This is a genomic window from Kitasatospora sp. NPDC085464 (assembly GCF_044541955.1).
In the GTDB taxonomy this organism is placed as follows: Bacteria; Actinomycetota; Actinomycetes; order Streptomycetales; family Streptomycetaceae; genus Kitasatospora.
In genome coordinates, this window is the sequence record NZ_JBITTM010000040.1 from 43833 (window position 1) to 67609 (window position 23777).

General features: G+C 71.5%; 20 protein-coding genes and 1 riboswitch. Of the genes, 8 read left to right on the forward strand and 12 right to left on the reverse strand.

Features of this window, described 5'->3' with window-relative positions:
- The first annotated feature begins 159 nt into the window (after nt 1–159).
- A complete protein-coding gene (locus ACIGG8_RS31040) occupies nt 160–927 on the forward strand; it encodes an IclR family transcriptional regulator (protein WP_350520200.1) in 768 nt (255 codons plus the stop codon).
- Here ACIGG8_RS31040 and ACIGG8_RS31045 read toward each other — a convergent pair.
- The 8 genes from ACIGG8_RS31045 to ACIGG8_RS31080 form a co-directional block, all read right to left on the reverse strand.
- A complete protein-coding gene (locus tag ACIGG8_RS31045; RefSeq protein WP_396552025.1) occupies nt 833–1492 on the reverse strand; it encodes a trimeric intracellular cation channel family protein in 660 nt (219 codons plus the stop codon). The genes ACIGG8_RS31040 and ACIGG8_RS31045 overlap by 95 nt on opposite strands.
- 45 nt (nt 1493–1537) lie before the next feature.
- Nucleotides 1538–2641 (reverse strand): ABC transporter ATP-binding protein, encoded by a 1104-nt coding sequence (locus tag ACIGG8_RS31050; protein ID WP_396552026.1) that lies wholly within the window; start codon nt 2639–2641, stop codon nt 1538–1540.
- 34 nt (nt 2642–2675) lie between these two features.
- Nucleotides 2676–3752 (reverse strand): ABC transporter ATP-binding protein, encoded by a 1077-nt coding sequence (locus ACIGG8_RS31055; RefSeq protein ID WP_396552027.1) that lies wholly within the window; start codon nt 3750–3752, stop codon nt 2676–2678.
- Nucleotides 3749–4759, reverse strand: coding sequence for an ABC transporter permease (locus tag ACIGG8_RS31060; RefSeq protein WP_350520204.1), 1011 nt, complete (start codon nt 4757–4759; stop codon nt 3749–3751). The genes ACIGG8_RS31055 and ACIGG8_RS31060 overlap by 4 nt, the downstream gene beginning before the upstream one ends.
- A gap of 98 nt (nt 4760–4857) precedes the next feature.
- Nucleotides 4858–6618, reverse strand: coding sequence for an ABC transporter substrate-binding protein (locus tag ACIGG8_RS31065; protein ID WP_350520205.1), 1761 nt, complete (start codon nt 6616–6618; stop codon nt 4858–4860).
- Between the two features lie 80 nt (nt 6619–6698).
- Nucleotides 6699–7688 (reverse strand): ABC transporter permease, encoded by a 990-nt coding sequence (locus ACIGG8_RS31070; protein WP_350520206.1) that lies wholly within the window; start codon nt 7686–7688, stop codon nt 6699–6701.
- A 450-nt stretch (nt 7689–8138) separates the two neighbouring features.
- Nucleotides 8139–9077, reverse strand: a complete 939-nt coding sequence (locus ACIGG8_RS31075; protein WP_350520207.1) for an enhanced serine sensitivity protein SseB C-terminal domain-containing protein — start codon at nt 9075–9077, stop codon at nt 8139–8141.
- Nucleotides 9078–9193: 116 nt separating this feature from the next.
- Nucleotides 9194–9997: an enhanced serine sensitivity protein SseB C-terminal domain-containing protein gene (locus ACIGG8_RS31080; protein ID WP_396552028.1), complete on the reverse strand. Its 804-nt coding sequence runs from the start codon at nt 9995–9997 to the stop codon at nt 9194–9196.
- A 231-nt stretch (nt 9998–10228) separates the two neighbouring features.
- Nucleotides 10229–10336: riboswitch (glycine riboswitch) on the forward strand.
- Nucleotides 10337–10566: 230 nt separating this feature from the next.
- Between ACIGG8_RS31080 and gcvT the strand changes: the two genes are divergently transcribed.
- The 7 genes from gcvT (at nt 10567) to ACIGG8_RS31115 (ending at nt 18593) form a co-directional block, all read left to right on the forward strand.
- Nucleotides 10567–11688 carry a glycine cleavage system aminomethyltransferase GcvT gene (gene gcvT / locus ACIGG8_RS31085; RefSeq protein WP_350520209.1) on the forward strand — a complete coding sequence of 374 codons (1122 nt, stop codon included), beginning with the start codon at nt 10567–10569 and terminating at the stop codon, nt 11686–11688.
- Nucleotides 11689–11788: 100 nt separating this feature from the next.
- Nucleotides 11789–12163, forward strand: coding sequence for a glycine cleavage system protein GcvH (gcvH, locus tag ACIGG8_RS31090; protein ID WP_350520210.1), 375 nt, complete (start codon nt 11789–11791; stop codon nt 12161–12163).
- Between the two features lie 81 nt (nt 12164–12244).
- Entirely contained in the window at nt 12245–13525 is a 1281-nt protein-coding gene (glyA, locus tag ACIGG8_RS31095; protein WP_350520211.1) for a serine hydroxymethyltransferase, read from the forward strand.
- A gap of 215 nt (nt 13526–13740) precedes the next feature.
- Entirely contained in the window at nt 13741–15108 is a 1368-nt protein-coding gene (locus ACIGG8_RS31100) for an L-serine ammonia-lyase (protein ID WP_396552029.1), read from the forward strand.
- A gap of 145 nt (nt 15109–15253) precedes the next feature.
- The gene (locus ACIGG8_RS31105; RefSeq protein WP_396552030.1) at nt 15254–17050 is read left to right on the forward strand and encodes a hypothetical protein; all 1797 of its coding nucleotides are present in this window, start codon (nt 15254–15256) and stop codon (nt 17048–17050) included.
- Between the two features lie 42 nt (nt 17051–17092).
- Complete coding sequence (locus ACIGG8_RS31110) at nt 17093–17632, forward strand: hypothetical protein (protein WP_396552031.1); 540 nt, start codon at nt 17093–17095, stop codon at nt 17630–17632.
- A gap of 49 nt (nt 17633–17681) precedes the next feature.
- Nucleotides 17682–18593, forward strand: a complete 912-nt coding sequence (locus tag ACIGG8_RS31115) for a hypothetical protein (protein ID WP_396552032.1) — start codon at nt 17682–17684, stop codon at nt 18591–18593.
- 65 nt (nt 18594–18658) lie between these two features.
- Here the strand turns inward: ACIGG8_RS31115 and ACIGG8_RS31120 are convergent, their stop codons facing one another.
- The 4 genes from ACIGG8_RS31120 to ACIGG8_RS31135 form a co-directional block, all read right to left on the reverse strand.
- Nucleotides 18659–19642, reverse strand: a complete 984-nt coding sequence (locus ACIGG8_RS31120; RefSeq protein WP_396552033.1) for a DMT family transporter — start codon at nt 19640–19642, stop codon at nt 18659–18661.
- 601 nt (nt 19643–20243) lie between these two features.
- Nucleotides 20244–20789 (reverse strand): ATP-binding protein, encoded by a 546-nt coding sequence (locus ACIGG8_RS31125; RefSeq protein WP_350520217.1) that lies wholly within the window; start codon nt 20787–20789, stop codon nt 20244–20246.
- Nucleotides 20790–20928: 139 nt separating this feature from the next.
- Nucleotides 20929–22161, reverse strand: a complete 1233-nt coding sequence (locus ACIGG8_RS31130; RefSeq protein WP_350520218.1) for an Ig-like domain-containing protein — start codon at nt 22159–22161, stop codon at nt 20929–20931.
- Between the two features lie 235 nt (nt 22162–22396).
- On the reverse strand, nt 22397–23653 hold the full coding sequence (locus tag ACIGG8_RS31135; RefSeq protein WP_396552034.1) for an Ig-like domain-containing protein: 1257 nt from the start codon (nt 23651–23653) through the stop codon (nt 22397–22399).
- Nucleotides 23654–23777 lie beyond the last annotated feature (124 nt).

The following is a 23777-nucleotide window of genomic DNA, read 5'->3' on the forward strand; positions in this document are numbered from 1 at the left end:
GGCCTGCGCATCGATCCGGCCATCGCGCGTACGATCCGGCGCGGCGCCGGGCAGTGGTCTGCACCGCTGCCGGACGACCGTGTCCGGCACTGGTTTGTACCACTGCACCACCCAGCGGTTAGCCTGACGCCACTTCTCAGCCGGAACCACGGGGGCGCCATGACGCAGTCGGTCGACCGCGCGCTGACCCTGCTCGGCGCGCTCGGCGAGGCACCGCTCTCCCTCGACCAGGCCGCGACCAGCCTCGGGGTGCACAAGTCCACCGCGCTGCGGCTGTTGCGCACCCTGGAGGAGCACGGCTTCGCCCGGCGGCAGCCCGACCTGCGCTACCGGCTCGGCGGCCGGGTGCTGTCGCTGGCCCACCGGGCGCTGGAGGACTTCGACGTCCGGCAGGTGGCCGCGCCGTACCTGGCCGAGCTCAACGCCCGCTGCGGGTTCACCGTCCGGCTCGCCGTGCTGCACGACGGCGAGGTGCTGTACCTGGACGAGGTGGCCGGCCCGGCGGCCGCCGGGCCGTCCCGGATCGGGCGGCGGGCCCCGGTGACGGGCACGGCGGTGGGCCGGGTGCTGCTGGCCGGGCTGCCGGCGGACGGCGTGCCCGAGGAGCCCGAGCTGGCGGCGGTGCGCCGCCGGGGCTGGGCGGCGGAGTCGGCCGAGCACCGGGAGCCGGTGACCTGCGTGGCCGCGCCGGTCGCGGGCAGCGGCGGTCGGACGGTCGCGGCCTGCGCGCTGAGCGCCCCGGCCGCCGAGGTGCCCGCGGCCGAACTCGCCCGGATGGTGCCGGAACTGCTGTGCACGGCCGAGGCGATCTCGCTCGCGTACGGCGGTTCGCCTACTCCTCGCTGGTGCGAGAACCGTTGCGGTGCCAAGCCCGCGGGGCACGCCAGCCGTACTTCAGGGCGAGCATCCGCAGGCCGAAGGCGGTGAGCGCGGCGGCGGTGCCGGTCACGCCGGTGAGCCGGTCCGCACCGATCAGCACCGCGACCAGGGCGGCGCCCACCAGGGCCGGAACGGCGTAGATCTCCCGGTCCCAGCGCAGCAGCGAGGGGATCTCCCCCGCGAGGACGTCGCGGATCACGCCGCCGCCGGCCGCGGTGACCATGCCGAGCGCGATCGACGCGACCGCGCCGAGCCCGAAGTCGTGCGCCTTGGCGGTGCCGGTGACGCAGAACAGTCCGAGCCCGAGGGCGTCCAGGGTCTGCACGGCGCGGTTGATCCGCTCGACCTCGGGGTGCAGGAAGAACACCACCAGCGCGGCGACGAGCGGGGTCACGAAGTACCCGAGGTTGGTGAACGCGGCGACCGGGGTCGCCCCGATCACCAGGTCGCGCATGACTCCGCCGCCGAGGGCCGTGACCTCGGCCAGCACACAGATCCCGAAGATGTCCATGTTCTTGCGGACGGCGAGCAGGCCCCCGGAGAGGGCGAAGACGAAGATGCCGACGAGGTCCAGCGACTGCTGCACGTCGGAGGGGAAGATCTGCGAGGTCACCACACAACTATGACTTGTCCGGAATCCTCCCCTCCGCCTGCGGTGTCAGGAGGAGGCTTCCTCCGCTGCCGGCCCGGCGTTCTCCGGGCTGCGCCGGTCGTTCCCCTCGCTGTGCTCGGGGAAGTGACACGCCACCTGGTGCCCGGTCTTCAGCGCGGTCAGCGGCGGCTCCTGGGTGGCGCAGATCTCCTGGGCCTTCCAGCAGCGGGTGCGGAAGCGGCAGCCGCTGGGCGGGTTGATCGGCGAGGGGACGTCGCCGGTGAGCAGGATCCGCTCGCGCCCGGCGCTCTGGCGGCGGCGCGGGTCGGGGACCGGCACCGCGGACATCAGCGCGTTGGTGTACGGGTGCATCGGGGTGCGGTAGAGCGAGTCCCGGTCGGCGATCTCCACGACCTTGCCGAGGTACATCACCGCCACCCGGTCCGAGACGTGCCGGACCACCGAGAGGTCGTGCGCGATGATCAGGTAGGTCAGGCCGAGCTCCTGCTGGAGGTCGTCCAGCAGGTTGACCACCTGCGCCTGGATGGAGACGTCCAGGGCCGAGACCGGCTCGTCCGCGACGATCATCTTCGGCTTCAGCGCGAGCGCCCGGGCGATGCCGATGCGCTGGCGCTGGCCGCCGGAGAACTCGTGCGGGTAGCGGTTGTAGTGCTCGGGGCTGAGGCCGCACAGCTCCAGCAGTTCCTGGACGGCCTTCTTGAGCCCGCCCGCCGGCACCGCGTCCTGCAGCTTGAACGGCGCGCCGACGATGGTGCCGACGGTGTGCCGCGGGTTCAGCGAGGAGTACGGGTCCTGGAAGATCATCTGGATGTCGCGGCGCAGCGGTCGCATCGCCCCGACGCTCAGGTGGGTGATGTCGGTGCCCTCGAACTCGATCTTCCCGCCGGTCGGTTCGTCGAGCCTGGTGACCAGTCGGCCCATGGTCGACTTGCCGCAGCCGGACTCGCCGACGACACCGAGCGTCTCGCCGGCGTTGACGGTGAAGTCGATGCCGTCGACGGCCCGCACCGCGCCGGTCTGGCGCCGCAGCAGCCCGCTGCGGATCGGGAAGTGCCGTGCCAGGCCGGTCACCTTCAGCAGCGGCTCGCGGTCGGAGGCAGGTGCCGGCGACGGGATCGCCGCCGCCTGGCTCGCCTGAGTGTCCGTCATCGGTTCTCTCCAGAAAGGTGGTACGAGGCCGGGCTCACAGCCGGGGCGCGATCTCTTCGGCGAAGATGCGGTGCCGCTCGTCGGCCGGCAGGTGACAGGCCGCGAAGTGCCCGGGCGCCGCCTCGGCCAGCACCGGGAGGTCGCTCGTGGAGCGTCCGTCGGTCAGGGCGGCGTACGCACAGCGCGGGTGGAAGGCGCAGCCCGTCGGCACGTTGATCAGGCTGGGCGGGGTGCCCTTGACCGGGACGAGCCGGTCCTGCAGTTCCCGGTCCAGGCGCGGCATCGAGCCCAGCAGGCCCCAGGTGTAGGGGTGTTCGGGCGCGTCGAAGAGGGTCTCGGCCGGGCCGCGCTCGATGCACTTGCCGCCGTACATGACCAGGATGTCGTCGGCCAGTTCGGCGACCACCCCGAGGTCGTGGGTGATGATGATGACGGCGGAGCCGAACTCCTCCTGGAGGTCGCGGATGAGGTCCAGGATCTGCGCCTGGACGGTGACGTCCAGGGCGGTGGTGGGCTCGTCGGCGATCAGCAGGGAGGGGTCGTTGACCAGCGCCATGGCGATCATCGCGCGCTGGCGCATGCCGCCGGAGAACTGGTGCGGGTAGTCGTCCACCCGGCGGTCGGGCTGCGGGATGCCGACGCGGTCGAGCATCTCGATCGCGCGGGCCCGGGCCTTCTTCTTGTTGGCCTCGGGGTGGTGCACCCGGTAGGCCTCGACGATCTGCTGCCCCACCGTGTAGTAGGGGTGCATCGCGGTCAGCGGGTCCTGGAAGATCATCGCCAGTTCACGGCCGCGCAGTTGGCGCACCCGGTCCGGGCCGGCCGCGATCAGGTCCTCGCCGTTCAGCCGGATCTCGCCGCTGATCCGGGCCCGCTTGGAACGGTGCAGGCCCATGATGCCCAGCGAGGTGACGGACTTGCCGGAGCCGGACTCGCCGACGATGCCGAGGGTGCGTCCCTTGTGCAGGTCGAAGCTGACGCCGTCCACCGAGCGGACCAGACCGTCGTCGGTGTCGAAGTGGATCCGCAGGTCCCGCACGGACAGGAACGGGTCGCCGGACGGTGCGGGAGCGGGAGCGGCGGCTGCCGTGGTCTTCTGGAGCTCGGTCACGAGAGCCTCACCCGGGGGTCGACGAGGGCGTACAGGAGGTCGACCACGAGGTTGCAGGCGACGATGAAGAAGGCGGCGAGCAGGGTGACGCCGAGGATCTTGGGCAGGTCGTTGTCGGAGATCGCCTGGACGGCGAACTGGCCGACGCCCTGGAGCGAGAAGACCTGCTCGGTGATCAGCGCGCCGCCGAGCAGCAGCCCGAGGTCCATGCCGAAGATGGTGACGATCGGGGTGAGCGCGGCGCGCAGCCCGTGCCGGGTGACGACCTTGCGCTCGGCCAGGCCCTTGGCCCGGGCGGTGCGGATGTAGTCCTCGCTCATCGTCTCCAGCATTCCGGCGCGGGTGAGCCGGGCGTAGAGCGCGGAGTAGAGGAAGGCCAGCGAGATCCAGGGGAGGATCAGGTTGCGGGCCCACATCAGCGGGTTGTCGGTGAAGTCGACGTACTGCAGGTTGTCCAGGATCGGCCACTCGTAGCTGAACAGCGTGAGCAGCAGCGCGCCGGTGAAGAAGACCGGCAGCGAGACGCCGGCGAGGGCCACGCCCATGGAGAGCCGGTCGAAGATCGACCGCGGCTTGAGGGCGGAGACGACGCCGGTGGCGACGCCGGAGACCAGCCAGAGCACGGCCGCGCCGATGGCGAGCGAGATGGTGACCGGGATCCGCTTGGACAGCTCGGGCCAGACCTCCAGGTGGTTCTTGAAGGAGTAGCCGAAGCAGGGCACGTGGCAGGTGGCCGGTTCCGGCCCGAACTTGTACTCGGCGCCGCTGACCAGCCCCTTGAGGAAGTTCCAGTACTGGGTGTACAGCGGCTGGTCGAGGCCGAGGTTCTGCTTGACCGCGGCGATCGCCTCGGGTGAGGGGTTCTTCCCGATGTACTGGGCGGCCAGTTGGTCGGCCGTCTCGCCGGCGACGCGCGGGAGCAGGAAGAAGATCGCGAAGGTGACCGCGCTGACGACCAGCAGCAGTAGCACCGCCGCGAAGATCCTGCGGATGATGTAGGCAAACACAGTTGGGCGGCTCCGGCGGCCCGCCGCCGTCCGGGATCTTCCGGACGGCGGCGGGCGCCGCTGCCTTCACCTGCCTTCAGGGATGCGGAGCCAGGCTCTTACTTGGTGGTGCCGATGTTCAGGTAGTCGTACTCACCCGAGAACGCCGGCGTGGAGGCCAGGTTGGTGGCGTTGTCCGGGCGGTACAGGAAGACCTTGAAGTAGGTCAGCGGGACGATGACCGCCTGGTCCATGACCTTCTTGTCGATGTCGCCGTAGATCTTCTCGCGGGCCGCCTTGTCCGGGTTGACGGCGGCGTCGTCGAGCAGCTTGTTGACCGACGGGTCGTCCAGCTGGGACAGGTTGCTGTTGCCGGAGGGCTTGATCGCGCGGCCGTCGACGATCTGCTGCAGGAAGCCGTAGCCGGTCGGCCAGTCGGCACCCCACTGCATCATCATCAGACCGATGTTGTGGTCCTGGGTGAACTGCGGGGCACCGGCGCTGTCGGTCAGGTACTTGCCCTGCGGGTACTGCTGGATCTCGGCGTTGATGCCGACCTTCTTCAGCGCGGCCTGGATCGAGGTGGCCGCGGCGACCTCGGTGGCGCGCTCGGTGCGGGCCGAGATGACGGTGTTGATGCTGTCCTTGCCGCAGGCCTTCAGGGCGTCCTTGGCCTTGGCCTCGTCACCCTTGTTGTCCTTGGTCTCGAACGCGTTGAAGTCCTGGTGGCCCGGGATGTCCGGCGGGAGCACCGTGTTGGCGATCTGGCCGCGGATCGGGCCGCCCTCGGCGGTCTGCACCGAGACCTTGTCGATCGCGAACTGGACGGCCTTGCGGCAGTCGACGTTGTCGAACGGCGCGACCTTGGAGTTGATCGCCAGGTAGACCAGACGGCCGCCGTAGGCGTTGTCGGTGCTGGCCTTCAGCTTCGGGTTCTGCAGGATCTGCGCCTGGGTCTGCGGGTCGACGCCGCCGCCCACCAGGTCGACCTGGGCGTTGCCGGCCAGCAGGTCCTTGTCGATGGTGGCCTGGTCGATGTTCATCTTGAGCACGATCTTCTCCGGAAGCTGCTTCCGGATCGGGTCGGTGCTCTTGTCCCAGTTGGTGTTGGGCACCAGGACGGCCTGCTTGCCGTCCTCGTAGGACTCGAACTTGAAGGAGCCCGAGGACACGATGTGCTTCACGTAGTCGGCACCGGTGTCCTTGGCCTGCGGGACCGGCGCGGTCTGCGGGGCGCTGACCAGGTAGTCGAAGTCCGCGAACGGGTGCTTCAGGTGGAAGACGATCGTGGTGTCGTCCGGCGTCTCGATCGAGTTCAGGCCGCCGGCCTTGTCCTTGTACGGGCCCGCGTACGGCGTGTCGTTGTCGACCAGCAGGTCGTGGAAGTAGGTCGGGCCGTTGGAGTTCACGTCCGGCGCGAAGTTGGAGCGCTCGACGGCGTACTTGACGTCCTTCGAGGAGATCGGGGTGCCGTCGTCGTACTTCAGGCCCTGGCGCAGCTTGTACGTCCAGGTCAGGCCGTCCGCGCTGGGCTGGCCCATCGACTCGGCGAGGTCCGGGACGAGCTTGTTGCCGTCCTCGCCCGCGGCCGGGTTGAAGGTGGTCAGCGGGCGGGCGTACAGGCGCGAGAAGTTGTAGATGTACGCGTAGTACGTGTTGCCCGGGTCGAGCGAGTCCGGGGTGCCCTTCATCTCGAAGGTGACCGTCCCGCCCTTCTTGTCCGAGGCGTTGACGATGTTCTTGGTGGCCGCGTTGGCTCCGCCACCCGATGCGGAGGACGAGTTGTCGTCGCTCTTCTTCGGCGAGCTGGAGCAGCCGGTCACGACCAGGACCGCGGCGGCGGCCGCCGCGGTCAGGGCGACGGTACGGGACCTACGCATGGGAGAGATCAACCCCTTGGGGATGTGGAGGCGGTGGAGGGTCCTGACGCGGAGTCAGCTGCGGAGTCAGCTGTCCGGAGTCAGTTGCTCTTGGGATCGAGGGCGTCGCGCAGCCCGTCGCCGAGCAGGTTGAAGGCGAGCACGGTGATGAAGATCGCCAGACCGGGGACCACCATGTACTGGGGGTCCACCTGGTAGTACCGGATCGCGTCCTGGAGCATCCCGCCCCAGGAGGCCTGCGGGGGCTGGATGCCGACGCCGAGGAAGCTCAGTCCGGCTTCGAAGAGGATGTTGGTCGGGATCAGCAGGGTCGAGTAGACCAGGATCGGACCGACCAGGTTCGGCAGCAGCTCCTTGAACAGGATGAACGGGCCGCGGGCGCCGAGGCTGCGGGCCGCGTGCACGAACTCCCGCTCGCGCAGGGAGAGCGTCTGTCCGCGTACGATCCGGCCCATGTAGGGCCAGTTGAAGAAGCCGATGACGAAGATCAGCACCATGATGTGCAGCGGCAGACCGTGCAGGCCGAACGCACCGCCCTGCAGCGAGGTCGAGATGGCGATCGCGAACAGCAGCAGCGGGAAGGCCAGGAAGACGTCCATGATCCGGCTGATCAGCGTGTCCACCCAGCCGCCGTAGTAGCCGGCCATGATGCCGAGCACGGTGCCGATGGTGTTGGACAGCACGGTCGCGCCGAAGGCGACCAGCAGGGAGACCCAGGAGCCCTCGATCACACGGGTGAGCAGGTCCCGGCCCTGCAGCGGGTCGATGCCGAGCGGGTGGTCCCCGCTCATGCCGCCCCAGTCGCCGAGCGGCAGACCGCCGAGGTCGGCGTCCAGCAGGTCCTGGTGGAGGGCGTCCGGGTCGAGCCCGAACATCGACTCGATCGGCTTGGCCAGCACGGCGAGCAGGATCAGCAGGATCACCACGACGCCGCCGATGACGGCGGCCTTGTCGCGCTTGAAGCGCGTCCAGGCGATCTGGCCGAGGGAGCGGCCCTCGATCTTCTTGGCCGGGCTCGGGGCGGCGGCTGCCTCCGGCTCGTTCCCGGCGGTGGTCACGGATGCGGTCATGGTCAGTTGGTCCCCTCGCCGACGGTGGCCGGCCCACGGGTGCCGGTCGCCGGCTTCGGCGGTGCGGCTGCGGACGTGCGAAAGCTGTAGGAGGAGCGGGTGTTCGCGACAGTGCTTCGTGCACGGGCACTGTCGCCACGCGGCATGGGCTTCGCGTGGACGAGCGGTCGGCGTGCGCGCTCACCTTTGTGGGGTTCCAGGACGCGCGGTGCGTTGCGCAGAACTCTCTGCCATGCGAACTGGCTTGCGCCAGCCCTGACAACCGACAGATGCCCAACTGTGATCTGCAGGCATGCATCTCCCCGATCTCCGGCATATACCTCTTCACATGGCTGTAACAGGCATGTCAAGATGGCCGGACCTCATATCCGGAAATCCGTCCGGAAAGCATCGAAGCCGACTTGATGGACAATCAAGTCGGCTTCGTGGCAAGGATTTCGGGTTTGGCAATCAGCGCCCGGGGTAGCCCGGCCACGGCTGCTGGGGCTGCTGCTGCCAGCCCGGCGCAGGTGCCTGCGTGCCGTACGCCCACCCCGGCGTCGGCTGCCCCGGCATCGACGGCCCCGGGTACGCGGGCGGCGGCACCGGCGGGTACGGACCGGTCGCCGGGCGCCCGGACTCCCGGTCGAAGAACGGCCGCGAGTTGGCGCGCATCCACAGCGCCACCGGGTCGTACTCGTCCGACATCGCCACCGTGGACACCGCGAGCCCCTCCGGGGCCACCGCGATCGCCCGCTGCATCAGGGCGCGCACCGCCTCCACCGCGGGCGGAGAACTCTCGTACAGGTCCAGGCCGATCGCCAGGTACGGCTCCCCCACCGCCGGCTGCACCCAGGCCCGGCGCAGCGCCCGCACCGCGCGCACCTCACCGGCCTGCCGCTCCAGCAGCGCGAAGAACGGCTGCGCGTTGACCTGCGGCTCGCTCAGCTTCAGCGGACCGGCCGGCAGCCGGTCCAGGCCCGCGGCGATCCGCCGCAGGTCGGCCCAGGGCACGCCGACACCGCCACCGGGGGCGTGCGGGTTGAGCCACAGGCCCCAGCGGGTGCGGTACAGCGACGCGGCGATCTCCCGGCCGGAGATGACCTCGTGGGCCCGCGCCCAGCCGGACGCGGCGAGCTGCTCGGGCGAGGTGACGGCCGGCGCGTAGCCGTGGCCGCTGATCTCCATGTTCCCGTACTGCGCGTCCGGACTGCCCGGCGTGCCGTGCCAGAGCAGCATCCAGACCCGGCCGTCCGCCAGCGCGTGCAGCAGTCGCTCGTACGCGTCGTAGCGCTCCGGCGCGACCTCGCGCAGGGCGTGCTCCAACACGCCGGGGTCCGCTCCCGGGTGCCCGGCCGGGGCCTGGCCCCAGGGCCCCGGCGCCCCGCCCGCTCCCGTTCCCGCACTCATGCGCCCACCTCGCCGCGCCTCTTTCCTCGAACCCGCCGGCCCGTCGGCCGTCTGCACGCACCCTATGGCGCGGCACCGGCCACCGCCACGGCGACGTGCCTACGAACGAACCCCGCTCACACCCGCGTGTAGAAAGGCATTACCCGGGTGAGCAGCCACTCGACCACCGGGTCGTCGGCGAGGTCGAGCAGTACGAGGTGGACGCCACCCGGCAGCGGCGCGGTTCCCAGCGCTCGGCCGAGCGCGTCGTTCACCGCGGCCGGCTCGGCCGGGGCCGCCGGATCCAACTGGACGCCCACGAACATCACGGTCGGCTCGCCCTCGATGCTGGCCAGCGCCCGGCGCGCGGTCAACACCCCGGGAAGGGCCGAAAGTTCGGCCCGGCAGGCGGCCAGGAAGTGCTCCGGGTCCTCGCCCGGCACCGGCTCGCGCAACGCCACCCGGCCGCCGGTCGGCGCCGCCGGATCCTCCGTGCCCTCCCAACGGTCCTCGCGCGGACCGCGGCGCAGCTCGGCCACGCCCTGCGGCGGCACGGGGATGCCCACCGCCGCCTCCGGGTTCACCGCGATGCCCACGCCCAGCGGCAGCCCGCGGGCGAACTCCCAGACCGGCGCGATCGCGAAGGCCATCCCCGGCGCCTGCTGCAGGAACACCTCCTGCGAGGAGAACACCGGCACGTACGGGTCGCCGCCCAGCTCGATGATCGGCAGGTCCAGCGCCTGCCCCTGCGGGTCGGCCCCGGCCGGCAGCGGCACCCACACCTGGCTGCGGGCCAGCACCTCGATCACCCGCGGCGTCGCGCCCGGGTCGCCCATGGCCGCGGTCAGCACCTGCTCCAGCTCGTTGGCCGGCCACGTGCCACCCGACGGTGCCCCCTCGGGACCGCCCCACCCCTGCTGCTGCTCCACCGGGTACCCCATGCGCCGCCGATTCCGCCCTCTGCCGGTCGGCCGCCCTCTGCTGCGCCGACGCGGAGCAGTCTAGGGCCCGTGTTCGGGACGGCGCGGGGTGGTCGGGTCCGCCGTTCCCGCCCGACCCGGTCCCCTCCTCCCGTGTGACCGGGTCCCCTCTCCCTTCCCGGTCCGGGACGTGCCATGATGTGCGCGTCCGACGGCATGCGCCGCGGGCTCCACAACTCCATACCGGCCGCTCGAACCCGCGCGGGAGAGCCCGGAGTGCCGCCAGCGTGGCGGCAGAGCCGGCGCCGAAGGAGCAAGTCCTCCCCGGAATCTCTCAGGCCCCCCTACCGCACGGGTTAGGCACATCTGGAAAGCGGCGCACGGCCCTGTCGCGCGCCCACCCACGGTGCAAGCCGCCATGCTGTCCCCCAAGCTGGAAACAGCTGCGGGCCGGCGGGCGGTGAAGCTCTCAGGTTCGACGACAGATGGGGAGACCCACGCCGCCGCATGCCCGCGCGCAGGGTCGGCCCCCGAGCGGGTCCGGTCCGGCGCGTGCACCCCTGAGTGCCCCGACCGAGGAGTTCCTGGCCATGTCGTCCCTCCGCCTGACCGCGCTCGACGCGCTGCACCGCGCCCTCGGCGCGACCATGACCGACTTCGCCGGCTGGGACATGCCGCTGCGCTACGGCAGCGAGCGCGAGGAGCACCTCGCCGTCCGCACCAAGGCCGGTCTGTTCGACCTCTCCCACATGGGCGAGATCACCGTCACCGGCCCGCAGGCCGGCGAGATGCTGGACCACGCGCTGGTCGGCTTCGTCTCCGCGCTGGGCGTGCTGCGCGCCCGCTACACCATGATCTGCGCCGAGGACGGCGGCATCCTGGACGACCTGATCGTCTACCGCCTGCGCGAGGACGCCTTCCTGGTCGTCGCCAACGCCTCCAACGCCCAGCTGGTCCTCGACGAGCTGATCGCCCGCGCCAAGGGCTTCGACGCCGTCGTCACCGACGACCGCGACACCTACGCGCTGATCGCCGTCCAGGGCCCGGAGTCGACCGCCATCCTGGCCGGGACGACCGACGCCGACCTGCCCGGCCTGAAGTACTACGCGATCCTCCCGGCCCAGGTCGCCGGCCGCGAGGTGCTGCTGGCCCGCACCGGCTACACCGGCGAGGACGGCTTCGAGATCTTCTGCCGCCCGGCCGACGCCGAGGAGATCTGGCAGGCGCTGACCGCCGCCGGCGAGGGCCGCGGCCTGGTCCCGTGCGGCCTGTCCTGCCGCGACACGCTGCGCCTGGAGGCGGGCATGCCGCTGTACGGGCACGAGCTGTCCACCGACCTCACCCCGTTCGACGCGGGCCTGGGCCGGGTCGTCCGCTTCGACAAGACCACCAACGAGGGCGCCTTCGTCGGCCGGAAGGCGCTGGAGCAGGCCGCCGCCGCGGCGGAGGCCAACCCGCCGCGGGTGCTGGTCGGGCTGGTCTCCGAGGGCAAGCGCGTCCCGCGCGCCGAGTACACCGTGGTCTCCGCCGACGGTGCCCCGATCGGCCGGATCACCTCCGGCGCGCCGTCCCCGACGCTGGGGCAGCCGATCGCGATGGCCTACGTCGACGCGGCGCACGCCGCTCCGGGCAGCACCGTCGCGGTGGACGTCCGCGGCAAGCACGAGCCGGTCCGGGTCGTCGCGCTGCCGTTCTACAAGCGCGCCCGCTGACGCCCGTCCGGGCCCCCCGTTTTCCCATAGACGCAGGTCGAAGCCGTCCGCGCGGCGGCCCGCTTCGTCGTACCCGCTTCCCATCCTGGAGAATGACGCCATGAGCAACCCCGAGCACCTGAAGTACACCGAAGAGCACGAGTGGCTGACCGACGCCGAGGACGGTGTCTCCACCATCGGCATCACCGAGCACGCCGCCACCGCCCTCGGTGACATCGTCTACGTGCAGCTGCCCGAGGTGGGCGACGAGGTGACCGCCGGCGAGACCTGCGGCGAGCTGGAGTCCACCAAGTCCGTCAGCGACCTGTACTCCCCGGTGACCGGCGAGGTCGTCGAGATCAACCAGGACGTCCTGGACAACAACGGCCTGGTCAACGACGCCCCGTTCGAGGGCGGCTGGCTGTTCAAGGTGCGCGTGGCTTCCACCGGCAAGCTGCTCAGCGCGGACGAGTACAACGCCTTCATCAAGGCCTGACCCGCTCGTGACCGGGCGGGCCGCGCTTGCGTCGGCCCGCCCCCACCGGGGCCCCCTTTCCTCCTCCACCGGGAAGACACCATGACGGTTCTCAACCAGTCCCTGCACGCCCTCGACCCGGAGATCGCCGCCGCGGTCGACGCCGAGCTGCACCGCCAGCAGACCACGCTGGAAATGATCGCCTCCGAGAACTTCGCCCCGGTGGCGGTCATGGAGGCCCAGGGCTCGGTGCTCACCAACAAGTACGCCGAGGGCTACCCCGGCCGTCGCTACTACGGCGGCTGCGAGCACGTCGACGTGGTCGAGCAGATCGCGATCGACCGCATCAAGGCCCTGTTCGGCGCCGAGCACGCCAACGTGCAGCCGCACTCCGGTGCGCAGGCCAACGCCGCCGCGATGTTCGCGCTGATCCAGCCGGGCGACACCATCCTGGGCCTGAACCTGGCGCACGGTGGTCACCTGACCCACGGCATGAAGATCAACTTCTCCGGCAAGCTCTACAACGTGGTCGCGTACCACGTGGACGAGAAGACCGGCCAGGTCGACATGGCCGAGGTCGAGCGCCTCGCCAAGGAGCACCAGCCCAAGCTGATCATCGCCGGCTGGTCCGCCTACCCGCGCCAGCTGGACTTCGCCGAGTTCCGCCGGGTCGCCGACGAGGTCGGCGCGCTGCTCATGGTGGACATGGCGCACTTCGCCGGCCTGGTGGCCGCGGGCCTGCACCCGAACCCGGTGCCCTACGCCGACGTGGTCACCACCACCACCCACAAGACCCTGGGCGGCCCGCGCGGCGGCGTCATCCTGTCCAAGGCCGAGTACGCCAAGAAGATCAACTCCGCGGTCTTCCCCGGCCAGCAGGGCGGCCCGCTGGAGCACGTGATCGCCGGCAAGGCGGTCGCCTTCAAGGTCGCGGCCTCGGAGGAGTTCAAGGAGCGCCAGCAGCGCACCCTGGACGGCGCGCGCATCCTGGCCGAGCGCCTGCTGCAGGCCGACGTCGCCGAGGCCGGCGCGTCCGTCCTGTCCGGCGGCACCGACGTCCACCTGGTCCTGGTCGACCTGCGCAACAGCCAGCTCGACGGCCAGCAGGCCGAGGACCGCCTGCACGAGGTCGGCATCACGGTCAACCGCAACGCGATCCCGAACGACCCCCGCCCGCCGATGGTCACCTCCGGCCTGCGCATCGGCACCCCGGCCCTGGCCACCCGCGGCTTCCAGGCCGAGGACTTCCGCGAGGTCGCCGACATCATCGCCGAGGCGCTCAAGCCCGCCTTCGACGAGACCGTCGCCGCCGCGCTGAAGGCCCGCGTCACCGCGCTGGCCGACAAGTACCCGCTGTACCCGAACCTGGCCAACCAGGACTAGTCCGTAGCGGCCGGGAGTGGACGACCGGCCGGTGGACAGGGCCCGAGTGACCGGCCTCACCCCGCCGGTGGACCAGGGACCCCGGGGCACCGCGCACACTGGACAGTGCGCGCGGTGCCCCGTCCCGTGTCGGCTCCCGCCCGCCCACCCGAAGCAAGCAAGCCCCCACGCCCCGCCCGCAAGTCCTTCCACGAGACCAGACAAGGACGTCCTCCGTGGCCATCAGTGTCTTCGACCTCTTCTCCATCGGCATCGGCCCGTCGAGCTCCCACACCGTGGGTCCGATGCGCGCCGCCCGGATGTTCGCCCGCCGACTGCGGTCCGAAGGCCTGTTGGCCCAGGTGACGGGTGTGCGCGCCGAGCTGTACGGCTCGCTCGGTGCCACCGGCCACGGCCACGGCACCCCGAAGGCCGTCCTGCTCGGCCTGGAGAACAACTCGCCCCGCACCGTCGACGTCGACCAGGCCGACAAGGACGTCGAGCGGATCACCGCCGAGAAGCGGATCAACCTGGTCGGTGAGCACGTCATCGACTTCGACCCCGACAGCCAGCTCGTGCTGCACCGCCGCCGGTCGCTGCCCTACCACGCCAACGGCATGACCCTCTGGGCCTTCGCGGCGGACGGCTCGACGCTGCTGGAGAAGACCTACTACTCGGTCGGCGGCGGCTTCGTCGTCGACGAGGACGCCATCGGCGCGGACCGGGTCAAGCCCGACGACACCGCGCTGCGCTACCCCTTCCGCACCGGCGAGGAGCTGCTGCGGCTCACCCGCGAGACCGGCCTGTCCATCTCCGGCCTGATGCTGGAGAACGAGAAGGCCTGGCGCAGCGAGGAGGAGATCCGCACCGGCCTGCTGGAGATCTGGGCCGTGATGCAGGAGTGCGTCCGGGCCGGCATGAGCCGCGAGGGCATCCTGCCGGGCGGCCTCAAGGTCCGCCGCCGCGCCGCCGCGGGGGCCCGGGCGCTGCGCGCCGAGGGGATCGGGCCGGCCAACGCGATGGAGTGGGTGACCCTCTACGCGATGGCGGTCAACGAGGAGAACGCCTCGGGCCGCCGGGTGGTCACCGCGCCGACCAACGGCGCGGCGGGCATCATCCCGGCCGTCCTGCACTACTACCTGAACTTCATCCCGGGCGCCGACGACGACGGCATCGTCCGCTTCCTGCTCGCGGCCGGCGCGATCGGCATGCTGTTCAAGGAGAACGCCTCCATCTCCGGTGCCGAGGTCGGCTGCCAGGGCGAGGTCGGCTCCGCCTGCTCGATGGCCGCGGGCGGCCTCGCCGAGGTCCTCGGCGGCACCCCCGAGCAGGTCGAGAACGCCGCCGAGATCGGCATCGAGCACAACCTCGGCCTCACCTGCGACCCGGTCGGCGGCCTCGTCCAGATCCCCTGCATCGAGCGCAACGGCATGGCGTCGGTCAAGGCCGTCACCGCCGCCCGGATGGCGCTGCGCGGCGACGGCCGGCACCACGTCTCGCTGGACAAGGCGATCAAGACGATGAAGGAGACCGGGGCCGACATGAAGATCAAGTACAAGGAGACCTCGCGCGGCGGCCTCGCCGTGAACGTCATCGAGTGCTGATCCACGGCTGACCGGGCCCAGGCCCCCGGGCGGATTCCCCTCCGCCCGGGGGCCTTCGTCCTTCCGGTGCGCATTTTTACTGGCCGACCGACCGTCAGGAGGTCCATAATCACGGCCAGTTGGTTCACGCCAGAGGGGGAGGCGGATGACCTTCCAGCCCGGGCCGGTGCGGCCCGACGAGCCACCCGGACCACCCACGCCGCCCGACGAGCCGCCACCGTCGCCCCACGCGAAGTCCGAGGCCACCCGGCTGCTCTGCGCCGGGGTCTACCTCGACCCGGACTACCGGCGACGCGTCATCACCGAACTGGTCGAGCACGACGAGCGTTCCGTCCCGCCGTCCCTGGGCTTCGACCTGGTCACCGTCCTGGCGCACGCCCTGCGGGCCCGGGCGCTGGAGATCCGCACCGGCGCCGTGCTCGCCGCGCTCTGGTCGGGCTTCTTCCTCACCGACTACTGGGCGCTGATCCAGCACCCGCCGTCCGCCGACTACTGGAAGGCGTACGGCGAGGGGCTGACCAGCGGGTACCACGACTACGACCCGTACGGCCGGGAGTCGGTGTCCGACACCGCATGGGGTGCGATCTCCCACTACCTGCCGCCCTTCACGGCGACCTTCGCCGTCCTGTACGCCGTGGTATGTCTGCTGTCCTGGTACGCCAAGCCCCCGGAGGTCCGGCAGCACGCGCTGTACGCCCCCGTCGCTCCGGCCGACTCCCGGGCCTCCGAGCCCCGGCGCACCGCCGCCGGACTGCTCACCGCCCTCGCCGTGACCGCCCAGATCCTGTACTGGGCGCTGGCGTTGACCTCCCTGAAGGACGGGGGCTGGGAGGGCACGCTGTTCCCACTGGCGCTCGCGGTGACGGTGGGCCGGCACCGCCTCCAGGTCGCCCAGGCCCTCCGGAAGGAGCTGACCCGGGAGAACTTCCCGCGGCACCCGCGCCGGGTGCCCTTCCGGCCGCGCTACCTGGAGGTGCAGCGGGCCATTGCCCGGGAGCAGTACTCGCAGCTCGTCGTCTACGACCCGGCCGACCCCTTCCTCGGCGCCGGATTCCCCTTCAAGGCCTGGCAGTTCACCCTGGAACTGAAGCGCCGCAAGACCGGCCCGGTGGCCCCGGAGGGCAGCCTCACCGCCCGCGCCGTCCTCGACCTGGTCGCCCCGCGGCTGGCCGCCCTGCGACAGGCCACCGCCGACATCAGCCTGGACCGGCTGCGGGACCTGGAGATCGAGCACATCGTCTACCTCCCGTACGGCCCGGCGCGCGACGAGGTCCCGCGCGGACCCGAGGAGATCGCCCGGCACATCGCCGAGGCGGTGGACGAGGGCGGCGAGCGGCGCCGGCACTTCCTGCGGATCCGGGTCGGCGCATGGGACGAACAGGTGGTGCTGACCGTCCAGTTGAGGGTGCACACCCAGGGGAACCTGCTGATGGTGGAGGTCGTCCCGCACGTGCTCGGGCCGGTCCGCCGCGACTACGAGCTGCTCGCGGACGCGGTGGCCCAGCAGGGCACCCGACCGGGACGTCGCGGCCCCGCGATGTCCGCCTTCACCGCCGGCCCGGCCGCGCTCCGCTCGCTGCTGCGCCCGGGCGGCGGCCGGGCCGCCGGCGGGACGGCCGACGACGAGGACCTGCTGACCGTCGCCGCCCGGCCGATCGTCTCCCTGCGCGAGGCCGCCACCACCTCGACCATCTCGATCTTCCAGGAGCTGGACGTCAGACGGTACTTGCGGACGATCGAGCAGCGGATCATCGAGGGCGTCCGCGTCGCACTGGAACAGTCGGGGTACGAGACCGACCGCTTCGACAAGACCGTGATCCAGGTGATGCAGGGCGGTATCCACATCGGCGAGATGAGCGGCGGCGCCGTCGCCACCAACGGGGGCACGGCGCAGTCGGGCGGCACGGCGGCGGCACCGCCGTCCGGCGGGAAACCTTCGTAGCCACGCGGATCCGCCTGCACGGGTGGGGAGTTGAGCATTCGAATGAGCGAGGAGCGGAACGTGCGGGACGACGAGGAGACCACGCCCCAGCCGAGCGGCGGGGTGTCGATCGGCGCGATGACCGGCGGCGCCGTCGCCTCGGGCCACGGCGCCCGGGCGGAGGACCGCTCGCAGCGGACCGGAGCGCCCGACCCGCTGCCGGACGTGAGCGGCCTGACGGTGCCCGGGTCGGCGCCCGGCGGGGTGTCGATCGGCGCGATGACGGGCGGGGCCGTCGCCGCCGGGAAGGACTCGACGGCCGTCGACGCCTCGGTGCGCCTCACCGCCTCGGGCCGTGAACTCCTCGCGGCGGTCAACGCGTTGCGCGGCCACCTGCCGATGTTCACCCGGGCCGAGGGCAACGGTGTGGCCGAGGTGGAACAGGAGCTGGACGCCGTCGGTACGGCCCTCGAACAGACCGGCACCGCCCCGCCCACCCGGCTGGAACGACTCCGTGACCTCCTGCGGAGTTCGACCACGGTAGTGTCCGGACTCGCCTCGGCGCTGGCAGTCGTCCAGGCGATCGAGCAGTTCCTGCACTGAGCGGGGACCGGGGACAACGGGGACAACGGGGACAACGGGGGGAACGGCCGTGACGGGCACGTACTGGGACAAGAACAGCCAGCAGTGGGTGAGCCGGCCACCGGCGGGCGGCGCGGCCCCGCCGCCTCCGCCCCCTCCGCGCCAGCCTCCGTCCTACCCGCCCTTCCCGCCGCCACCGCCGGGCGAGCCGCCACTGATCACGACACCGCGCGCCCCTCGCCCGCAGCGCCCGCAGCGCCCGCCGATCACCGGGACACGGCGGGTGGTGCTGGTCGCCCTCGCCGGAGCGCTCCTCGGCGTGCTCGCGGGCGGCGGCGGCTACCTGCTGACGCGGCACGACGACGGGGGGAAGCCGAGCGGCGCGGCGACCCTGCCGGGCGCACCGACGGCCACGGCCCCCGGCTCCGCGTCCGGCCCGCCGTCAACCCCGGCCCCCACCGTCACGGCGTCGCCCTCCCCCACACCAACCGCCCCGACGCCCACGCCGACGCCGACCCCCACCGGGCTGCACCTCAACCGGGTCCAGGACCCGAACGGCTTCACCCTGCTCGTCCCGGACGGGTGGCAGCGGGTCGAGAAGAACGACTCCACCTTCTACCAGACCGCGGACGAGCACAGCCTGATCCAGGTCTTCGCGATGGGTGACAGGTCCCCCTACGAGGAGGCCTCCGGGACCGATGCCACCCTGGCGGGCGACCCGAAGACGTACCCGGGTTACCGCCGCATCCGCCTGGAACGGACGGCCGACGGCGCGGCCGAGCTGGAGTACGCCTACGACAACGTCAGGACCGGCACCGCCCGGCGAGCGGTCGACCGCGTCGTCGTCGGCCCGAACGGCACCGCCTACGCCGTCATCGTGGCCGGCCCCGAGGGCGACTGGCCCACCCTGATCCAGGGCCTCCGGGACGCGGAACTCACCGGCTTCTGCTTCGCCGCCCAGTGCCCGGCGGGCACCGGCTGACGCGCGACACCCCGCCCCACCCGCGTGGGAAGTCGGCCGGGCCGACTTCCCACGCAGCGGGGCGGCTACCGGCGGGCCGGGAGCGCGAGGAACGCCAGCCCGCCGGCCAGCACCGCCAGCCCGCACCAGGAGGCGGCCGGCAGCCGCTCCCCCAGTGCCGCCACGCCCAGGACGGCGGCGACGGCGGGCTCGGCCAGGGTCAGGGTCGTGGCGGTCTGCGCGCCGGCGTGCCGCAGGCCGTGGCCGAACAGCCGGTACGCGAGGAAGGTGGTGATCACGGCGAGGTGCAGCACGACGCCCGCGCCCCGCACCGTGAGCAGCCAGGCCACCGGCCCGAGCACCACCACCGGCAGCACCAGCAGCGCCGCCCCGCCGAACATCGCCCCCATCACCCCGGCCGACGGCCGGCCGGCCGCGATCAGCCGGCCGCCGATCAGGGAGTACACGGCGTACGAGAGCCCGGAGAGCGTCGCCAGCAGCACCCCGAGGACGTCCACCGCGGCACCGTGCCCGGCGAGTTCGGGCCCGAGCACCAGCACCGCGCAGCCGAGCACGGCCAGTGCGGTGGCCGCGGCCCAGCGTCCGCTCGGGCGCCCCTCGCGGGCGAGCCATCCGAGCAGCCCGGTGAACACGGGCGCGCTGCCCAGCGCGATCACGGTGGCCACCGCCACCCCGGTCCGGGTCACCGCCGGGTAGAAGGTGAGCGGGTACCCCGTCACCGCGACGGCGCCGGCCGCGAGCAGCCACCGCTCGCGCGGCCCGCAGGCCCGGGGCAACTCCCGTGCGGAGCGGTCGGACAGGAACAGCAGCAGTCCGCCGAGCACCAGGGCGGCGGCCCCGACACCGGCTGCCGGGGCGCCCGCCGGGACCAGTGAACTGGCGGTTCCGGTGGTGCCCCACAGCAGCGCGGCCGCGAGGATCGGCACCGGCCCGCCGAGCACGGCGGGCCGGCGGGCGGCAGGGGCGGAGCGGGCCTGGCGGGTCAGGCGGGTCGAGCGGGTGAGGCGGGTCGAGCGGGTGAGGCGGGTCGAGCGCGCACGCTCGGACAAACGATTCGGCACAGTCGTGAACTTCCGTCGTCGAAGACCGTCAGGAGGACTGGTTTCGAGAACGGGCGCACGTCACCGCCCCGCGGCGGCCCCGGCGGGCCGAACCAGGGGTCCGGGAGTCAAGCCACCGACGCGCGCCCGGTCAGGCGCTGAGGGGTGGCAGCACGACGCGCCAGTAGAGGTCCACGGGCCGATGGTACCCAGGGGGCGCCGACCGGCGTCATAGAGTTCCGCGATCATGAATATTCACAGGCAACAGCGTGAACCTATGCAAAATCCAAAGGTGAACCAGGTTACAAACCTTGGATTCCCAGCCGCCCAGTTTGCCCACATGCTGAGATCCGTGCGATAGTCAAGGCATACTTCGGCGGGCCCGACCTGGCGCTGCCGACGCCCATCGCGCGGCACGCACCCCCTTGGCCGGCGCGATGACCTGCAGGGGCCCCCACCCGCCGGACCACGGCGACTCCGGGGGCCCTGCGTGTTTTCCGGGCGGCACGACCCGCACGGCTCGGCACCGCTCGCATCGGTGCCGTTCGCATCGGTGCCGTTCGCATCGGCACCGCTCGCATCGGCACCGCTCGCATCGGCACCGCTCGCGTCAGTGCCGCTCGCGCACCTTGAGCTCGAACCAGACCCCCTTGCCCCGCGGCAGCAGGTCCGCACCCCAGCGGTCGGCGAGGTCGTCGACGATCTTCAGCCCCCGCCCGCGCTCGTTCACCGGCCGGGGCTCGGCCAGGATCATGCAGGGCAGCGCCCGGGACGAGTCGCGGACCTCGACCCGCAGCCAGCCCGGCTTGCGGCTGACGTGCAGGCCGATGGTGCGCCCGGCGGCGTGCCGCACCGCATTGGCCACCAGCTCGCTGGTGAGTAACTCGCCCGCCTCCAGGTGCTGGTGGAGGTCCCAGGACTCCAGGACGGACAGCACCAGCCTCCGGGCCACCGGGCCCGACTCGGGCCGGGACGGCAGTCGCACCTCGCTCGGCGAGGACTGATCGCACAGCCTGCCGGAATACATCTCCTCCAGCTCCTCGGAGCTGAGCCGCTCCAGCGCCGAGAGCGCTCCCTGGACGTCGATCCAGGATGCCTCGGCGACCGTGCCGGCCCCGGGAACTGATGACTGATCTGTTTCGCCCCAACCCGCCATGCGGACCATCATTGCGGAACGCAAGCAGCCGCGTACGGACAATGAGCAAACGATCTCCCCCGAGTCGGCATATGCCGGATGCAAGGAGGGGGCCACCCGGGCCGACGTCCGTCAAGCCCGGGTTGACCCCCGAGCCCTGCTACCAGGAGCCCCACGGCAGGTTCCAGCCGCTCAGCCCGTTCGACGGGTCGAGCTTCTCCTTCTTGATCGAGTTCTTGACGACCACCACGTCGCCGACGAGCGAGCCCGCGTAGAACTTGCCCATCGAGCTGGAGTCGCTGCCGCCCTCGGCGTCCTTGAGCCCGACGCAGCCGTGGCTGACGTTGTCCCCGCCGAAGATGCTGTTCTTGGCCCACCAGTTGCCGTGCACGTAGGTGCCGCTGGTGGTCAGCCGCATCGAGTGCGGCACCTGGAGGTCGTAGGGGGCTCCGGTCATGCCGGGCAGGGTGCTGGACTGCATCCGCACCGTGCCCTCCTTGGACATGACGACCATGGTGCCGTTCCAGGTCGGGTGGTCGTCCGAGCCCGAGGTGATGTCGATGTCGGAGCTCTGGCCGGCGCTGACGACCGTCATCTTGTGCGCGGCGGCGTCAACCGTCGAAACCTGGGATCGCCCGATCGTGAAGGGCTCGTCCCGGTCTCCGCCGTACACCCCCGGGGCGATCTCGACGCTCTTGAGGCGGTAGTGCACGACCACCTTGGTGCCGGGGGCCCAGTACAGCTCCGGGCGGAAGTCCAGCCGACGGTCGCCGAACCAGTGGCCCTTGACCACGGTGCCGTTGCTGGTCTCGAAGGTGATGCCCTTCGCGACCTCGTCCTTGTTCTTGACGTCCTTGCTGAAGTCCACCGAGACGATCATGCCGACGCCGTAGGTGGCGTCGTTGTCCACGTTGTCCGAGGCCTTGGCGAGGGCGGTCGGGGTCAGCGTGGTGAAGTCGCTGTCCGCCGTGGCGACCGCGCCCTCGGCGTCCGCTGCCATCGCGCTGACCTGGTAGGCGGTGCCCACCGCCAGCGCGGCGGACGGGGTCCAGGAGGCACCGTCAGCGGAGATGGTGCCGGGGACCTCCTTGCCGGTCTTGTCGCTCACCTTGACGGTGGTGAGCTTGCCGCCCGTCGCACCGACCTTGAGCGCGTTAGGCGCCACGTCCACCGAACCGGCCTTGGGCTCGATGCTCACCGCGGCCTTCGAGACCTTCGGCGCCGCGCTGGTGGGCGCCGCCGCCGCGGGCTGGGAGGCGGCCGCGCCGGCCCCGAGGTCGGCCTTGGCCGCGCTGCCGCCCCCACCGCCCCCGCTGCCCCCGCCGCAGGCGGCCGTCAGCGTCATCGCTCCGCCGACCAGGCCGACGGCCACCACTCTGCGTATCGACCTCACGTCGATTCCCTCCCTCTGGACTCCCCGGACTCCCCGTGGGCCGGCGACGGACCGTGCGACGGCCCTGCGCCGGCCCGACCGGGTATACGCACCCGGTCACCGGAAAGGTTGCGCCATGCGCGGGGCTCGCCGCCCCGGAAACCCGAGCGGCCCGACCCCAACGGGTGAGGATCGGACCGCTCGGAGAGAACTCACCGGAGTGCCCGGACTGGCCGGGCCGACCTCCGGGTAGGGCCTACCAGTTGGCCCAGTCCACGTTCCAGCCGCCGAGCCCGTTGTCCGGGGCGACGGTCTTCTCCTTGGTGTTCACGATCTTGATGGGGTCGCCGACGATCGAGTCGTTGAAGAACTTGCCGGCCACCGAGGTGTCGCTGCCGCCCTTCACGTCCTGCATCGAGATGCAGCCGTGGCTGGCGTTGGACTTGCCGAAGGGGTTCGCCCAGTAGTTGCCGTGCACGAAGGTGCCGGAGGTGGTCAGCCGCATCGCGTGCGGCACGTCCTGGATGTCGTACTCGCCGCCGAGACCGACGGTCTGCGAGTTCATCCGGGTGACCTTCTCCTTGTCCATCACCACCATGGTCCCGCCCCAGGACGGCGTGGCGTCCGCGCCCAGGGTGACCGGCACGGTGGTGCTCTGACCGCCCCGCTCGATGGTCATCTGGTGCGTCTTGGCGTCCGCGGTGGCGACCTGGGAGCGGCCGATGGTGAACGGCTCGTCCTTGTCCACGTCGCCGTAGACGCCCGGGGCGACCTCGACGTTCTTCAGCCGGTACTTGATGGTCACCTTGGTGTCCGGCGCCCAGTACTGCTCGGGGCGGAAGTCCACCCGCTTGTCGCCGAACCAGTGGCCCTTGACCGCGGTGCCGTTGCTGGTCTCGAAGGTGATGCCCTGGACGACGGCGTCCTTGTTCTTGACCGCCTTGTTGAACTCCACCGAGACGATCATGCCGACGCCGTAGGTGGCGCCGTCGCTGATGTTGTCGTTGGTGGAGATCTTCTTGTCCGGCGTCAGCGTGGTGAACGAGGTGGTGGACGCGGCCACCAGCCCCTCGGCGTCCTTGGCCTGGGCGTTCACCTTGTACGCCATGCCGACGGTGAGCGCCGCCGCGGGCTTCCAGCCGGTGCCGTCCGCGGTGATCGCGCCCGTGACCGGCTTGCCGTCCTTGTCGGTCACGTCGACCGTGGTGAGCTTGCCGTTGGAGACCGACACCTGCAGCCCGTTCGGCTGGACGTCCTGGGCGCCGTCCTTCGGCTCGACGGCGATCACCGCTGCCGAGGCCTTCGTCGTGCCCGAACCGCCCGCGCCCCCGGCGTCCGCCGAGGACGACGCGGCCGCGTTGCCCCCTCCCGAGCCGCCGGAGCCGCTGCCCTTGTCGTCGTTGCAGGCCGCGGTGAACAGCAGCACCCCACCCATGACCAACGCCATCGCACTCATCCGCCCGTAGCGGTTGCTGGTGCGTATCGCGGCGCCGGCCGTCTTACCCGTCTTCACGGTTTCTCCCCTCCCGGTATCCACTCTCTTGACGCGTTGAGTGCCCCCATGAGTTGCACCGGGCGCCGATCTTTCGCGCCGGGCTGCGGACGCGTCGGAGCAGGATAACCGGGCCGTTCGAACG

What these genes read in the sequence shown, in the direction of transcription:
- ACIGG8_RS31065 (WP_350520205.1), bottom strand. Translation starts at nt 6,618, where the DNA reads ATGCGTAGGTCCCGTACCGTCGCCCTGACCGCGGCGGCCGCCGCCGCG.
- ACIGG8_RS31125 (WP_350520217.1), bottom strand. Translation starts at nt 20,789, where the DNA reads ATGGCGGGTTGGGGCGAAACAGATCAGTCATCAGTTCCCGGGGCCGGC.
- ACIGG8_RS31105 (WP_396552030.1), top strand. Translation starts at nt 15,254, where the DNA reads ATGACCTTCCAGCCCGGGCCGGTGCGGCCCGACGAGCCACCCGGACCA.
- ACIGG8_RS31050 (WP_396552026.1), bottom strand. Translation starts at nt 2,641, where the DNA reads ATGACGGACACTCAGGCGAGCCAGGCGGCGGCGATCCCGTCGCCGGCA.
- ACIGG8_RS31110 (WP_396552031.1), top strand. Translation starts at nt 17,093, where the DNA reads ATGAGCGAGGAGCGGAACGTGCGGGACGACGAGGAGACCACGCCCCAG.
- ACIGG8_RS31080 (WP_396552028.1), bottom strand. Translation starts at nt 9,997, where the DNA reads ATGGGGTACCCGGTGGAGCAGCAGCAGGGGTGGGGCGGTCCCGAGGGG.
- ACIGG8_RS31040 (WP_350520200.1), top strand. Translation starts at nt 160, where the DNA reads ATGACGCAGTCGGTCGACCGCGCGCTGACCCTGCTCGGCGCGCTCGGC.
- ACIGG8_RS31075 (WP_350520207.1), bottom strand. Translation starts at nt 9,077, where the DNA reads ATGAGTGCGGGAACGGGAGCGGGCGGGGCGCCGGGGCCCTGGGGCCAG.
- gcvT (WP_350520209.1), top strand. Translation starts at nt 10,567, where the DNA reads ATGTCGTCCCTCCGCCTGACCGCGCTCGACGCGCTGCACCGCGCCCTC.
- glyA (WP_350520211.1), top strand. Translation starts at nt 12,245, where the DNA reads ATGACGGTTCTCAACCAGTCCCTGCACGCCCTCGACCCGGAGATCGCC.
- gcvH (WP_350520210.1), top strand. Translation starts at nt 11,789, where the DNA reads ATGAGCAACCCCGAGCACCTGAAGTACACCGAAGAGCACGAGTGGCTG.
- ACIGG8_RS31070 (WP_350520206.1), bottom strand. Translation starts at nt 7,688, where the DNA reads ATGACCGCATCCGTGACCACCGCCGGGAACGAGCCGGAGGCAGCCGCC.